The sequence below is a fragment of the Halomonas sp. DP5N14-9 genome (assembly GCF_019802175.1).
Taxonomy (GTDB): Bacteria; Pseudomonadota; Gammaproteobacteria; order Pseudomonadales; family Halomonadaceae; genus Halomonas; species Halomonas litopenaei.
On sequence record NZ_JAHVHR010000030.1, the window covers coordinates 112,263 to 125,739 of the forward strand.

A 13,477-nucleotide genomic window follows, 5' to 3' on the forward strand; every position below is an offset into this window, starting at 1 on the left:
AGTGCCCACGAGGCCTGTCTTCAGCGCATTCCACGCCATTTCGCGACAGCGCCGCGCCCTGTATTGCCGCGCGGCCGGGAGTCATCATGACCAGACCCGTCATACTGGTGGTGCTGGACGGCCTCAATCACGCCGTCGGCCATCACGCCATGGGCCACTTGAGCGCCCTGGTGGAGGCCGGACGCGGCTACATCACCCACCTCGACTGCGAGCTGCCGGCCATGTCTCGGCCGCTCTACGAGTGCCTGCTGACCGGCGATCGCCCGGTGGACTCCGGGGTAGTGCACAACGACATCGTGCGCCGTTCCCATGGCACCAGCCTGTTCGACCTGGCCCGCGGCCAGGGCCTTGCCACCGCAGCGGCGGCCTATCACTGGGTCAGTGAGCTCTACGTCAAGGCACCCTTCGAGCGCACCCGCGACCGCTTCCTCGACGATCCGGCGGCGGCCATCCAGGCCGGCATCTTCTACTGGCAGGACCACTATCCGGATGATCACCTGTTCAGCGACGCCGAGGCCCTGAGGCAACGCCACGCGCCCGACTTCCTGCTGGTACACAGCATGAACATCGACGACACCGGCCATCGTCACGGCGGCGACTCGCCCCAGTACAGAAACGCCGCCCGCCACGCCGACATCGCCCTGGCCGACTACCTGCCACGCTGGCTGGCCGACGGCTGCCAGGTGATGATCACCGCCGACCATGGCATGAACGCCGATCGCTCCCACTCGGGCCTGCTGGAAGAAGAACGCCGGGTGCCGCTGTGGCTGTTCGGCGACGCCTTTGCCGACCCCGCCGGACGGGTCATCCGCCAGACCCACCTGTGCGGCACCCTGGCAAGCGTCCTTGGGCTCTCCCACGACAAGCCCTGGCATCCCGAGCTGTTGGCTGCGTCCAATATCACCGGCGCCGCGCCCACCGCGCACGCCACCTGCAACGAGGAGGCCGGATCGTGAAGGCGCCATTACCGGCCTGGCTGTGGCTTGTGCCTTTCGCCGTGATATTCACCGCCTTCCAACTGGCGCCGATGGCTTGGGTCGCGATCAGTGCCTTCAACGTCAACGGCGACTGGGGCCTTGGCCACTTTCAGGAGATCGCCCAGTCGGCGTTCTTCCGCCAGGCGATCTGGAAGAGCCTGACCATCTCGCTGGTGTCCAGCGCCATCGGCCTGGTCATCGCCACCCTGACCTGCCACGCCCTGGTGCGTTCCGGCGGACGCCTGAGGCGAGCGATGATCGCCTTCACCAACATGACCTCCAACTTTGCCGGCGTGCCGCTGGCCTTCGCCTTCATCATCCTGCTGGGGGCCAACGGCGTGCTGACCCTGGCGCTTCAACGACTCGGCATCATCGAGGACGTGCGTCTTTACTCCACCGGCGGGCTGATCGTCATCTACACCTGGTTCCAGATTCCGCTGGGCATCCTGCTGCTGTTCCCGGCCTTCGCCGGCCTCAAGGCCGAATGGCGTGATGCCGCCAGCCTGCTCGGCGCCGGGCGCATCGCCTACTGGCAGCGCATCGGCCTGCCGGTGCTGTGGCCGGCCCTGGCCGGCACCTTCACGGTACTGTTCGCCAACGCCATGGGCGCCTACGCCACCGTCTACGCGCTGGTCAACACCAGCTACAACCTGATGACCATTCGTATCGCCAACCTGGTGGCCGGCGACCTGTTCCTCGAGCCCAATCTGGCAAGCGCCCTGGCGCTGATCCTGGTGCTGCTGCTGGTGCTGGTCACCCTGGTCCAGCAGTGGCTGTTGAGAAGGAGTGCACAGCATGGCTCACGCTGAAACCCTGCCGGCTCACAAGGGGCCAACCGCAGCGTCGCTGTCGGCGACCTTCAATCCCTACGCCTGGATCGTCGGCAGCGTCTTCGCGGTGCTGGCCCTGCCGCTGGTGGCGACCCTGGGTTACGCCCTGGCCACCCGCTGGGGCGCGACCCTGGTCCCCGATGGCCTGACCCTGGCCTGGTTCGTGGAGCTATGGACCACTCCGCGCTTTGTGGCCGCCTTCGTCCGGTCGCTGGCCGTCGCCGTGGGTGCCCTGACGCTGTCGCTGGTGCTGGTGATGCCGGTGGCCCTGCTGGCCCACACCCGCTATCCGTGGCTGGACCGCTGGATGAACACCCTGATCCTGATGCCCTTCGCGGTGCCCCCGGTGGTGTCCTCGGTGGGGCTACTCAAGCTCTACGCCGGCGGCCCGCTGCCGCTGGTGGGCACCCCCTGGATCCTGATTCCCACCTACTTCACCATCGTGCTGCCGTTCATGTACCGCGCCATCGCCAACAGCCTGCGTGCGGTGGACGTGCAAAGCCTGATGGACGCCGCCCAGCTGCTGGGTGCCGGGCCGCTGAAGGCCTTCTTTCTGGTCATCCTGCCCAACCTGCGTGGCGGGGTGCAGATCGCCATTTTCCTGTCGTTTTCGTTCCTGGTCGGCGAGTTCGTCTTCGCCAACATGCTGGTGGGCACCCGCTTCGAGACGCTGCAGGTCTACCTCAACAATATGCGCGGCGCCAGCGGCCACTTCACCAGCGCCCTGGTGATCACCCTGTTCGCCTTTACCCTGATCCTGACCTGGCTGGGCAATCGCCAGGCCGAGCACACCATCACGGAGGCCACACGATGATGGCTGCCACCACACCTGCCACCCAGCGCGCCGCCCCGTCCACGGTCCCGTCCACTATTCCGTCCTCGGTCCAGACCACGGCCCCGTCAGCGCCAGGCCACCAGGAAAGCGGCAACGCGGTCTCGCTGAGGGGGCTGGCCAAGCGCTTCGGCAAGACCTCGGTGTTCGCCGACATCGACGCCGATATCGAGCACGGCGAGTTCATCACCCTGCTGGGGCCGTCCGGCTGCGGCAAGTCGACCCTGCTGCGGGCCATCGCTGGGCTGACCTCGCTGGACGCCGGCAGCATCCATATCGGCGGTGACGAGATCACCCGCCTGCCGCCCCAGCGGCGCGGGGTCGGTATGGTGTTTCAGCACTATGCGCTGTTTCCCAACCTCAAGGTCGCCGACAACGTCGCCTTCGGCCTGCGCATGCAGAAGGTCCCCGATGACGAGCGCGCGCGCCGGGTGGACGAGGTGTTGCGCCTGGTAGAGATGCAGGACCAGGCGCACAAGTTTCCCCACCAGCTGTCGGGCGGGCAATGCCAGCGGGTGGCACTGGCACGCTCGCTGGTGGTGGAACCCAAGGTACTGCTGATGGACGAGCCGCTATCGGCGCTGGACGCCCGCATTCGTCGACATCTGCGCGACCAGATCCGCGAAATTCAGAAGACCCTCGGCCTGACCACCCTGTTCGTGACCCATGATCAGGAAGAGGCCATGTTGATGTCCGACCGGGTGTTCCTGATGCACCAGGGGAGGATCCTGCAAAAGGACACCGCCGAGGTGCTCTACACCCGGCCCCGGGACGAAAACGCCGCCGGCTTCATGGGCCACTACTGCCTGCTCGACGCCGTCGAGGCCGCGCCACTGCTGGGCTTTCGCAGCCAGGCCGGGCGTGTCGCGCTGCGCCCCGAGGCGCTCTATCTCAGCGTGCAGGGCCGCCCTTTGGGTGGCGAGCGGCCGGCGCGGGTGGGACCGGGCGTCAGCGGTCGTGTGCGTCGACATCGCCTGCTCGGTAACATCGTGCGCTACGACATCGACTGCGATGGCACCAGCCTCGCCGTCGATACCCTCAATCGCTCCGCTCGCAGCCTGCTGCCCGCCGGCTGCGAGGTGACGATCCACGTCGATCTCGACGAGGTCCAGGAGCTGGATGCATGAACGACCTGACGAGCCCTGTCACCATGACCACTGACGCCTGCCACGGCGACGCCGCCAAGGCCCCCGTCGCGCCCATGACCCTGGCCCTGTTCGATCTCGACGACACCCTGCTCGACGGCGACATCACTGGACTCTGGAGCCAGTGGCTGATCGACCTCGGTTGGATCGAGGACGGCGACGCCTACCGCGCCGCCTTCGCCGAACACATGGCCGCCTACGCCGCCGGGACACTCGACATGGAAGCCCATCTGGCGCTGTTGCTGACGCCGCTGGCGGGCCGCAGCGAGGCCGACGTCAGGCAACAGGTCGACGCCTTCCTCGAGGCCAAGGTGGTGCCCCGGCTCTTCCCCCAGGGCCACGAACGCCTGGCCTGGCACCGTGACCAGGGCCATCGGGTGGTGATCATCTCGGCCTCGCCGATCCACGTGGTCGGGCCGCTGGCCGAGCGCCTCGGTGCCGATCAGGCGCTGGCCACCGCTCTCGAACTTGACTCCTGCGGGCGCTACACCGGCAAGGCCGAGGGCATCCGCACCTTCCAAGGCGGCAAGCTCGAGGCGCTGCGCGAGTGGCTGGCCGAGCACACCCCGGTGGTGAGCTTCGGCTACTCCGACTCGCGTAACGACCTGCCCCTGCTGGAATTCGTCGACCGTCCCTTCGCCATCAACCCCGACTCGACGCTTGACGCCACCGCCCGCGAGCGCGGCTGGCCGGTACAGTGGTGGCGGCAGGTCGACTGAGCGTGGAGGCACCGGGCGGAAGAGGTTAGGCTGTTACCTACTTTCTAATCTACAACGAGCCGCCCGTATGACCTCTCCTGCCACCATCGCCCTGCTGGGCACCGGTATCATGGGCCTGCCCATGGGCCGTCATCTGATCCGTGCAGGCTTCCCCCTGCGTGCCTGGAATCGCAGCATCGACAAGGCAGCCCCGCTGGGCGAACTTGGCGCCACTCTGGCCGAGACACCCATCGAGGCAGCGGCAAACGCCCAGGCGGTGGTGATGATGGTAAGTTCGGGCGCGGTATGCGAGACGCTGCTGTTCGGCGACGACGGCATCGCCCGTCAGTTGTCTCCCGGTACCCTGCTCATCGTGATGTCGACCATTGGCCACAGTGAAGCAATCGCCTTGGCCGAACGCTGTCGCGAGCTTGGCCTTGGCTGGGTGGACGCCCCGGTCTCCGGCGGCGAAAAGGGCGCGCGCGAAGGATCTCTTTCGATCATGGCCGGAGCAGACGCCGCCGATTACGACAGGGCAAAGCCCATTCTCGAGGCCATGGGGCATCCCCTGCATATTGGCCCGGCAGGCAGCGGCGCCCTGGCCAAGCTGGTCAATCAGTTGACGGTGGCCAGCACCATCGCGGCGGTGTCGGAAGCCCTGGTGCTGGCCGAAGCCGGCGGCGCCGACCCCGCCAAGGTGCGCCAGGCCATGCTGGGGGGCTTCGCCTACTCGCGGATTCTCGACCAGCATGGCCAACGCATGCTGGACGGCGACTTCGCACCCGGCGGACCGGCCAGGCATCAGCTGAAGGACACTCGCGCCGCCTGCGACGTCGCCCGGGAACTCGGCCTCGACTTGCCGCTGCTTGAGTTGACCGACCGCCTGTTCGGCGATCTGGTCAACGCAGGTGGTGCTGACCTCGACCACAGCGCCCTGCTGCTCGAGGTCCGGCGACGCAACGGCATGGACGCCGGCGAACTCGACCGCAACGGCTGACGGACGGCGAGCCCGCCTGGCGTTATCGGCTATTGGCTGAACGGCTATTGGCTGCTCGGCGCATGGCCATCCTGCCCCTGCCCCTCCTCCAGGCGCTCGATAATAAAGGCCGCCATGGCAGCCGCGGCCGGCGACAGGCTGCGACCGGCCAGGCGCACCAGTCCCACCTGGCGCTCCACCACCGGGCACTCCAGCGGAACGAACCTCAGCCGCTCGTACTCCTCGGCAAACGCCAGTCGCGGCAGGGTGGTGATACCGAGCCCCGCCACCAGGCTGGCGGTCAGCGAGATCATGTTGGAGATGAAGAAGGTGGGACTTGCCAGCAGCGCCTCGGCCTCGGTGCCCTCGAGCAGCCGCGAGGTGCCGTTGCCGATCAGGGTCTCGCCGGCAAGCTCGCGCCAGTGCAGGCTCTCGCGCCCGGCGAAGGGATGGTCATCGCGACACACCACCCCCACCTTGTCGCGCAGCAAAGGGGTGAACGCCAGGGCATCGTCAGGCTGCCACAGGCTTGAAAGCCCGATATCCACCTCACCGCCCAGCACCTGCTCGCGCACGAAGTCGGCGTTGCCGTCGTGCAGCGCCACGCGGATGCCCGGATAGCGCTCGACGAACTCCGACAGCAAGCTCGGCATCAGGCGGCTGGCCACCGACGGTACCGCCGCCATATCTAGATGCCCCGCCTGGCGCTCGACCTGGGCGAGCAGGTCACGGCTCAGGCGATCATGCTGGAGGATCAGCTCGCGAAAGCGCGGCACGCAGTACTCGCCGAAGGAGGTGAGGCTCGCCTGGGCACCCTTCTCGAACAGCGCCTCACCAAGGCGCGCCTCCAGCTCGCGCACCGCCATCGACACCGCCGGCTGGCTGCGGTGAAGCTGGCGCGCGGCGGCGTGAAAGCCGCCGTGGTCGACGATCGCCAGCACGTAGCGCAGCGGCTGGATCTTGAGGTCGGGGAGCATGGCATTTCCTCACACGGGCCGTCACACAGACAGGCGGTAAGCCTTATTTATCATATGCTCGTTATTATTGATTATCTTTATTTTGGTGACTCTCCTAGGCTGTGTCGCATTCGTCACAGGAGGTCATCATGTCTCAGCAGTCAGCCTACCCACTCTATATCGACGGCCAGTGGATCGACGGCGTCGACCAGATCGAGAACCGCAGCCCGTCGGATACCAGCGACCTGATCGGCGTCTACGCCCAGGCCTCGACCGAGCAGGTCAAGGACGCCATCGCCGCCGCCCGCCGGGGTGGCCGCGAATGGGCCAAGAGCGGCCTGGAGCAGCGCTACGGCGTGCTGATGGCGGTGGGCGACGAACTGATGGCGCGCAAGGCCGAGCTCGGCGAGCTGCTGGCCCGTGAAGAGGGCAAGACCCTGGCCGAGGCGGTCGGCGAGGTCCACCGCTCCGCCCAGTTCTTCCACTACTACGCCGCCGAGGTGCTGCGCCAGATCGACGAGCGCGCCGAGTCGGTGCGCCCCGGCGTGGAAGTGGAGGTGCGCCGTGAGCCGGTGGGGGTGGTCGGCGTCATCAGCCCCTGGAACTTCCCCATGGCCACCGCGGTGTGGAAGATCGCCCCGGCGCTGGCCTTCGGCAATGCCGTCGTGTTCAAGCCGGCTAACCTGGTCCCGGGCAGCGCCTGGGCGCTGACCGAGATCCTCAGCCGCCAGGCGCTGCCCGCCGGCACCTTCAACCTGATCATGGGACCGGGATCGAGCGTCGGCGACGCCCTGATCGCAAGTCCCGAAATCAACGCCCTGACCTTTACCGGGTCGCTTGAGGTCGGTCGCCGGGTGGCCGGCGCCACCGCCGCCAACCTGGTCAAGTGCCAGCTCGAGATGGGCTCCAAGAACGCCCTGATCGTGGCCGACGACGCCGATCTCGACCTCGCCGTGGAGGCCGCCTTCAACGGCGCCTACTCCGGCACCGGCCAGAAGTGCACCGCCTCGTCGCGGCTGATCGTCACCGAGAAGGTCCACGACGCCTTCGTCGAGCGGCTGATCGAGCGCCTGAAACAGGTGCGTGTCGGCCCCGCCCTGGAAGACGGCGTGCACATCGGCCCGGCGGCCGACGCCCGCCAGCTTGCCTCCAACCTGGCATGGGTCGAGCGCGCCCAGGCCGACGGCGCCCGGCTGGTGTTCGGCGGCGAGCGCGTCAGCGCGGCAAGCGACGGCTACTTCATGGCGCCGGCACTTCTGGTGGACACCACCAACGACATGGCCATCAATCGCGAGGAGGTGTTCGGCCCGATCGCCTGCGTGATCAAGGTCGCCGACGCCAACGAGGCCATCGAGGTGCTCAACGACACCCACTTCGGCCTGACCGCCGGCATCATCACCGACTCGCTGAAGCTTGCCAGCGAGTTCAAGGCCCGCGCCGAGACCGGCTGCGTGATGGTCAACCTGCCCACCGCGGGCACCGACTACCACGTGCCCTTTGGCGGCCGCAAGGCGTCGAGCTTCGGCCCCCGCGAGCAGGGCCGCTACGCCCGCGAGTTCTACACCGTGGTCAAGACCTGCTACGTCAAGGCCTGAGGAGAGACGTCATGTCCCGAGAAATGCTGACCATCGACGGCCTGCAGTACTCCAACTGGTCGCGGGAGATCTTCGAGCAGATGCGCGAGGGCGGCCTGGACGCCGTCCACGCCACCCTGGTCTACCACGAGACCACCCGCGAGACGCTGTCGCGCCTGGGCGAGTGGAACCGCCGCTTCGAGGCCAACGCTGACCTGATCATGCCGGTGCGCGGGCCCGGCGATATCGCCAGGGCCCAGGCCAGCGGGCGCATCGGGGTCTTTCTCGGCGCCCAGAACTGCTCGCCCATCGAGGACGACATCGACATGGTCGAGGTGATGCGCGATCTCGGCCTCTTGATCATGCAGCTCACCTACAACAACCAGAGCCTGCTGGCCTGCGGTTGCTACGAGGCAGAAGACAGCGGCATCACCCGCTTCGGGCGCCAGGTGATCCGCGAGATGAACCGGGTCGGCATGGTCATCGACATGTCCCACAGCGCCGAGCGCTCGACCCTCGAGGCCATCGAACTGTCGAGCCGCCCGGTGATCATCTCCCACGCCAACCCCGAGAGCTTCCATCCGGCCAAGCGCAACAAGTCCGATCGGGTACTCAGGGCCATCGCCGAGTGCGACGGCCTGCTGGGCTTCTCCGCCTACCCCTTCCACCTACGCAACGGCCCGGACTGCACCCTTGCCGAGTACTGCGAGATGATCGCCCGCACCGCCGACCTGATGGGGGTCGAACACCTGGGCATCGGTACCGACCTGTGTCAGAACCAGCCCACCTCGGTGCTCGACTGGATGCGCAACGGCCGCTGGTCCAAGGACATGGACTATGGCGAGGGCAGCGCCGCCAACGCCGGCTGGCCGCGGCCACTGGCCTGGCTCAAGGACAGCCGCGACTTCCCCAACCTGATACAGGGCCTGCGCGACGTTGGTATGAACGAGGACGAAGTGGCCGGCATCATGGGCCGCAACTGGGTGGCGCTGCTGGAGCGCGCCGCCACGCCTCAGGGTATCGCCAAGGTCGCCTGAGGCGACCCTCAGAACAGGCCCCGACCAACCTTAGACCAACCACCCGTCAGTCACCGACCCGCCGGCATCCCAGATCTCAACAACAACCGAATGCCGGCGGTCATCAACCACCATAACAGGCACCGCCCCGACGGTGCCGCACGCCAGAGGTTCACGCCATGACCACCTCCACCACCGGCACCTCGTCCCCCGCCGATCGCTCGGCGCCAGCGACCGCGGACTTGCCCGCCGGCCAGTATCGCCTGGGCGACCCCGTCGTGCTTTGTCTCAGCATCGGCTTTATCCTGCTGTTCGTCGGCCTGTCGCTGTACGACATCGACGGCGTAGCCGGGGCCATCGGCACGGGCTTCGCCTGGACCGCCAAGGCGCTCGGCAGCTACTTCCAGATCCTGCTTTTGTTGACCTTCTTTATCGCCATGGGGCTGATCGCCACCCCGGCGGCGAGTGCACGCATCGGCAACACCCGCACGCCGGAGCTGTCCACCTTCAAGTGGGTGTCGATCATCATGTGCACCCTGCTGGCAGGGGGCGGGGTGTTCTTCGCCGCCGGCGAGCCGATCTACCACTTCGTGGTCACGCCGCCGGCCTTTGCCGGCAGCGCGGCCATCGAGGCCGGCGGCGACTCCGCCATCGCCCCGGCCCTGGCCCAGTCGTTCATGCACTGGGGCTTTCTGGCCTGGGCGGTGCTCGGCAGCCTGACCGCGGTGGTGCTGTCCCACGCCCACTACGACAAGGGCCAGCCCTTGCAGCCGCGCACCCTGCTCTATCCGGTACTCGGCGAACGGATGATGAAGGGCCCGCTGGGCGGCGTGGTCGACGCCCTGTGCGTGATTGCGGTGGTGGCCGGTACCGTCGGCCCCATCGGCTTTCTCGCCACCCAGGTCAGCTTCGGTCTGCACGAGCTGTTCGGTGTGGCCAACACCTATATGACCCAACTGATCATCCTGATCGGCCTCGGCGCGGTCTACGTCACCTCGGCGGTTACCGGCATCGACAAGGGCATCCAGTTCCTGTCGCGCTTCAATGTCTTCCTGGCGCTCGCCATCGCCGCGGTGATCTTCCTGTTCGGCCCGACGCTGTTCATGGTCAACGCCTTCACCCAGGGCTTCGGCGAGTACCTGACGTCCTTCTTCGCCATGTCGACGATGACCGCCCAGAGCGCGCCGGACTGGTGGATGCAGTGGTGGACGGTGTTCTTCTTCGCCTGGTTCATCGGCTATGGTCCGCTGATGGCGATCTTCGTCGCGCGCATCTCCAGGGGCCGCACGATTCGCCAGATGGTGCTCACCGTGGCGGTGCTGGCACCGGTGGCCACGGCCATCTGGTTCACCCTGCTGGGCGGTTCCGGCATCTTCTACCAGATGACCGGAGCCATCGACCTGACCGAGGCGCTCAACAACTTCCAGTTCGACGTGGCTACGCTGACCGTGGCCCAGGCGCTGCCCGGCGGTACCGTCATGGCGGTGGCGATCCTGGTACTGACCACCATCTTCGTCGCCACCACCGGTGACTCCATGAGCTACGCCATCGCCGTGGTGGGTGCCGGCCACGACGAGCCGAGCCCTCTGGTTCGTGCCTTCTGGGGCATCGCCATGGCACTGATGGCGGCTATCCTCCTGTACATGGGCGCGGGGCAGATCAGCGCGCTGCAGCAGTTCATCGTGCTGACTGCCATCCCGGTGTCGCTGGTGCTGCTGCCGTCGCTGTGGACCGGCCCCCAGGCCGCCCTCGCCATGGCCCGCGCCCAGGGCATCACCAGCCAAAAAGCCAGCGCTACAGGGGAGGCCTGAGATGAGACGCGAAGACCTCGCCAGCCGCCTTTCCGACGTCGAGCAGCGCCTGCGTCTGCGCGCGCCCGACGAGGTGATGCAACTCGATCGCCTGGGCAGCCTGCACGCCAGCCGGCTGAGCTTCGTGCGTAGCCTGGTGCGCCAGATGGCGCGCCAGCGCTGGCAGATCAGCACCACCCGCTTCGAGCTCGACGCCGAGGGCCACGGTGTCGCCATCTATCGTCTGCAGACGCCCCAGGCCCGTTACCACGGGGTGATCTTTTCCCAGCCACTGGACGACGCCACCCGCTCCGACCGGGTCATCGCCGAGGCCTGGGACGTCACCTTCGGGGTGGTCGAAGGTGACGTGGACGACTCGCTGCTCGAACAGATGGCCGCCAATGTGCCGCTGCAGGAGGCCGGGCGCCAGCATCCACGTCTGCTGGTGCTGTCCCGGGCCAACCGCAGCCTCAGAAACTTCGCCGCCTTTCTCGACGCGCTGTGCGCCGGGCGCCAGCCGGACCCGGCCTGGCTGACCCGGGTCGGCTATCTGTATCGCACCACCGCAGTCTACGGAAATGGCAAGTTCGGCATCGCCGACTTCGATCGGCTGAAGCACAACCCGGACTTCCAGCGTCCCTTCTCGGCCCAGATGCTGGCGGTCTACCTGCTGCGCCACTTCTCCATCGAGCAGATCGAGCATATGGCCCGAGCCCGCGCGCCGGGCAGCGCCGTCGCCATGGCCGCACCGCTGCGCCGCTATCTGGGCATCGGCAATTCCACCGGATTGGGCATGGCGCCCTTTCTGATCAACCACCCGCAGCTGATCCAGCGCTGGGTCGAGAGCCGCGAGAAGGCACTGGCCCAGGTCAGTGGTCAGGTTCCCGGTGAACCGGAGCGACAGCGCCTGGTGGCGCTTGTCGCCCGGGCCGAGCGCCACCTGGCCCAGACCGTGACCGAGGATAGCGAGCAGAGCGCGCGCAACCGCGAGACCGCCAGCGCCCTGCCGGCGGTGCGCGCCTGGCTCGAGCAGGTACCACTGGCCGAGGAGCTGTGGCAGGAGTTGATCGACTGGAGCCGCCAGACCCTGAGCCTGGAAGCCCAGGAGCTGATCCACACCCTGCTGCTTGAGCTCTACCCGGAGATCGTCGATCCCTTCGAGGACCAGATGGGGGTCGAGGAGGGCCTGGAGCTGACCCCGGACATGCCGCTGGTCAGACTCAAGCAGTTGATCGAGACCCACTACGACTGGGCCCTGCGTCATGACTTCGGCGACCCCGAGGAGCGCTACTGGTTCTGGTATCGATCGGTCGAGAAGGAGGAGCCGCGCCTGGGCGTGCGCGACGTCGAACCCGGCGCCGACCGTGAACTGAAGCTCGCCATCGCGCCTCGGGTGGCCGATACCCATGGGGTCATCGACGACTTCCTCAGCGCCCATCCGCGCGCCCTGGTGGTGGAGTTCCTGATTCACCACCCGCGTCACAAGGACATCATCCGGCGCATCCAGAGCATGGCCGAGACGCCCTTCGGCGAGATCCGCGCCAACCTGTGGGCCCGCGAGATGAAGCCGATGCACCTGCTTCGCACCAAGCTGTCGTTCTTCGGCGCCAGTCGCTTCGATCCCAAGTCCGATCGCTGGGTGCGCATCACCCTGTTCCAGGGCGCGCCATTGGTCGAAGAACTCAACGCCGAGCCCAGCGACCTGATCGACTTCGACGACTGGAGCTTCCCGCTGGAGCCCGACCAGGACGCCGCCGGCACGCTCAAGGAAGCCGATGCCCAACCCCGCCAGCACGCCGGAGCCAACTCATGAAGGTGTCTTACAACGAACTCCAGGGACTCTGCCGCAAGGCCTTCCAGGCCATGGGCTTCGAGGACGGAGACGCCAGCGACGCCGCCGACATGGTGGCCTGGATGCAGCTCTACGAGCTCGGTGGACTGGCGGCGCTGGGACGAGGCCTCGACTTTCTGCTCGCGGATCAGGGCGAGCGCCCCCCGGAACTCGTCTACTCGGACGGCGACCTGGCGGTGCTCGACAGCCACGGCGCCAGCGTGCTCAAGAGCTCGACCCTGGCACTGGAACTGGGCTTTGCCAAGGCCCGGGCGCGAGGCCTTGCGGTGATCAAGATCCGCCACTGCCACAACCGCCAGTTGATCATGGGCTACCTGGCGCGGCTGGCCGGGCGCGGGATGAACGTCACCGCCTTCTGGCGCAATGCCCAGGCGCCTGACGGTGAGGCCCGGACCGCTGGCGCAGAGCAGGCGGCAGCCACCCCGCTGATCGAGCAGGTGGTGGGCTTTCGTGCGGGAAGTTCGGTGCCGGAGATCCGCGTCTACGCGGTGCACGAGGTGCCCGAGGAAAACGAACCCAACGACGGGGTGACGCTGATCATGGCCAACCACGTGGACCTGCTGCCGTCGCTGCGCTCCGAGTATCAGCTCGACCTGCTGGCACGTCACCAGGAGTCCGACCTGCTGGCTTGCCGCGAGCGTGCCATGCAGCAAGGCATCGAGGTCGACGACGGCCTGTGGGCGCAGCTCAAGGCGCTGGCCACCCGGCTGCTGGTGGAATCTACCGAGGCCTCTCGCAGCGGCGCCGGCGCCGGCACCCACGACAACGACTGACACACAACCCCCACCCCTTGGCACTCTCTTTGCCCTACTACCCCCGACTTCCAACGTT

Annotated in this window: 12 protein-coding genes; 11 read left to right on the top strand and 1 reads right to left on the bottom strand. The window is 67.2% G+C overall.

What is annotated here, in order from left to right; genetic code table 11:
- Nucleotides 1-86: 86 nt before the first annotated feature.
- From KUW00_RS16785 to KUW00_RS16810, 6 genes are all read left to right on the top strand, one after another.
- Nucleotides 87-956, top strand: a complete 870-nt coding sequence (locus KUW00_RS16785; RefSeq protein ID WP_222569658.1) for an alkaline phosphatase family protein — start codon at nucleotides 87-89, stop codon at nucleotides 954-956.
- A complete protein-coding gene (locus KUW00_RS16790; RefSeq protein WP_108449221.1) occupies nucleotides 953-1,786 on the top strand; it encodes an ABC transporter permease in 834 nt (277 codons plus the stop codon). Before KUW00_RS16785 ends, KUW00_RS16790 begins: the two co-directional genes overlap by 4 nt.
- Nucleotides 1,773-2,621 carry an ABC transporter permease gene (locus KUW00_RS16795; protein WP_222569659.1) on the top strand — a complete coding sequence of 283 codons (849 nt, stop codon included), beginning with the start codon at nucleotides 1,773-1,775 and terminating at the stop codon, nucleotides 2,619-2,621. Before KUW00_RS16790 ends, KUW00_RS16795 begins: the two co-directional genes overlap by 14 nt.
- Nucleotides 2,618-3,766 (top strand): ABC transporter ATP-binding protein, encoded by a 1,149-nt coding sequence (locus KUW00_RS16800; RefSeq protein WP_222569660.1) that lies wholly within the window; start codon nucleotides 2,618-2,620, stop codon nucleotides 3,764-3,766. The genes KUW00_RS16795 and KUW00_RS16800 overlap by 4 nt, the downstream gene beginning before the upstream one ends.
- Complete coding sequence (locus KUW00_RS16805) at nucleotides 3,763-4,503, top strand: HAD family hydrolase (protein ID WP_222569661.1); 741 nt, start codon at nucleotides 3,763-3,765, stop codon at nucleotides 4,501-4,503. Before KUW00_RS16800 ends, KUW00_RS16805 begins: the two co-directional genes overlap by 4 nt.
- A gap of 67 nt (nucleotides 4,504-4,570) precedes the next feature.
- A complete protein-coding gene (locus KUW00_RS16810) occupies nucleotides 4,571-5,479 on the top strand; it encodes an NAD(P)-dependent oxidoreductase (protein ID WP_045993659.1) in 909 nt (302 codons plus the stop codon).
- A 44-nt stretch (nucleotides 5,480-5,523) separates the two neighbouring features.
- Here the strand turns inward: KUW00_RS16810 and KUW00_RS16815 are convergent, their stop codons facing one another.
- The gene (locus KUW00_RS16815) at nucleotides 5,524-6,435 is read right to left on the bottom strand and encodes a LysR family transcriptional regulator (protein WP_222569662.1); all 912 of its coding nucleotides are present in this window, start codon (nucleotides 6,433-6,435) and stop codon (nucleotides 5,524-5,526) included.
- Nucleotides 6,436-6,563: 128 nt separating this feature from the next.
- Between KUW00_RS16815 and KUW00_RS16820 the strand changes: the two genes are divergently transcribed.
- The 5 genes from KUW00_RS16820 (at nucleotide 6,564) to KUW00_RS16840 (ending at nucleotide 13,419) form a co-directional block, all read left to right on the top strand.
- Nucleotides 6,564-8,009, top strand: coding sequence for an aldehyde dehydrogenase family protein (locus tag KUW00_RS16820; protein WP_222569663.1), 1,446 nt, complete (start codon nucleotides 6,564-6,566; stop codon nucleotides 8,007-8,009).
- An 11-nt stretch (nucleotides 8,010-8,020) separates the two neighbouring features.
- Entirely contained in the window at nucleotides 8,021-9,025 is a 1,005-nt protein-coding gene (locus KUW00_RS16825; protein ID WP_222569664.1) for a dipeptidase, read from the top strand.
- A gap of 158 nt (nucleotides 9,026-9,183) precedes the next feature.
- Entirely contained in the window at nucleotides 9,184-10,815 is a 1,632-nt protein-coding gene (locus tag KUW00_RS16830) for a BCCT family transporter (protein ID WP_222569665.1), read from the top strand.
- A 1-nt stretch (nucleotide 10,816) separates the two neighbouring features.
- Entirely contained in the window at nucleotides 10,817-12,607 is a 1,791-nt protein-coding gene (locus KUW00_RS16835; protein WP_261392239.1) for a hypothetical protein, read from the top strand.
- Nucleotides 12,604-13,419, top strand: coding sequence for a DUF3726 domain-containing protein (locus KUW00_RS16840; protein WP_045993663.1), 816 nt, complete (start codon nucleotides 12,604-12,606; stop codon nucleotides 13,417-13,419). The genes KUW00_RS16835 and KUW00_RS16840 overlap by 4 nt, the downstream gene beginning before the upstream one ends.
- Nucleotides 13,420-13,477 lie beyond the last annotated feature (58 nt).

What these genes read in the sequence shown, in the direction of transcription:
- KUW00_RS16785 (WP_222569658.1), top strand. Translation starts at nt 87, where the DNA reads ATGACCAGACCCGTCATACTGGTGGTGCTGGACGGCCTCAATCACGCC.
- KUW00_RS16795 (WP_222569659.1), top strand. Translation starts at nt 1,773, where the DNA reads ATGGCTCACGCTGAAACCCTGCCGGCTCACAAGGGGCCAACCGCAGCG.
- KUW00_RS16800 (WP_222569660.1), top strand. Translation starts at nt 2,618, where the DNA reads ATGATGGCTGCCACCACACCTGCCACCCAGCGCGCCGCCCCGTCCACG.
- KUW00_RS16805 (WP_222569661.1), top strand. Translation starts at nt 3,763, where the DNA reads ATGAACGACCTGACGAGCCCTGTCACCATGACCACTGACGCCTGCCAC.
- KUW00_RS16810 (WP_045993659.1), top strand. Translation starts at nt 4,571, where the DNA reads ATGACCTCTCCTGCCACCATCGCCCTGCTGGGCACCGGTATCATGGGC.
- KUW00_RS16815 (WP_222569662.1), bottom strand. Translation starts at nt 6,435, where the DNA reads ATGCTCCCCGACCTCAAGATCCAGCCGCTGCGCTACGTGCTGGCGATC.
- KUW00_RS16820 (WP_222569663.1), top strand. Translation starts at nt 6,564, where the DNA reads ATGTCTCAGCAGTCAGCCTACCCACTCTATATCGACGGCCAGTGGATC.
- KUW00_RS16825 (WP_222569664.1), top strand. Translation starts at nt 8,021, where the DNA reads ATGTCCCGAGAAATGCTGACCATCGACGGCCTGCAGTACTCCAACTGG.
- KUW00_RS16830 (WP_222569665.1), top strand. Translation starts at nt 9,184, where the DNA reads ATGACCACCTCCACCACCGGCACCTCGTCCCCCGCCGATCGCTCGGCG.
- KUW00_RS16835 (WP_261392239.1), top strand. Translation starts at nt 10,817, where the DNA reads ATGAGACGCGAAGACCTCGCCAGCCGCCTTTCCGACGTCGAGCAGCGC.
- KUW00_RS16840 (WP_045993663.1), top strand. Translation starts at nt 12,604, where the DNA reads ATGAAGGTGTCTTACAACGAACTCCAGGGACTCTGCCGCAAGGCCTTC.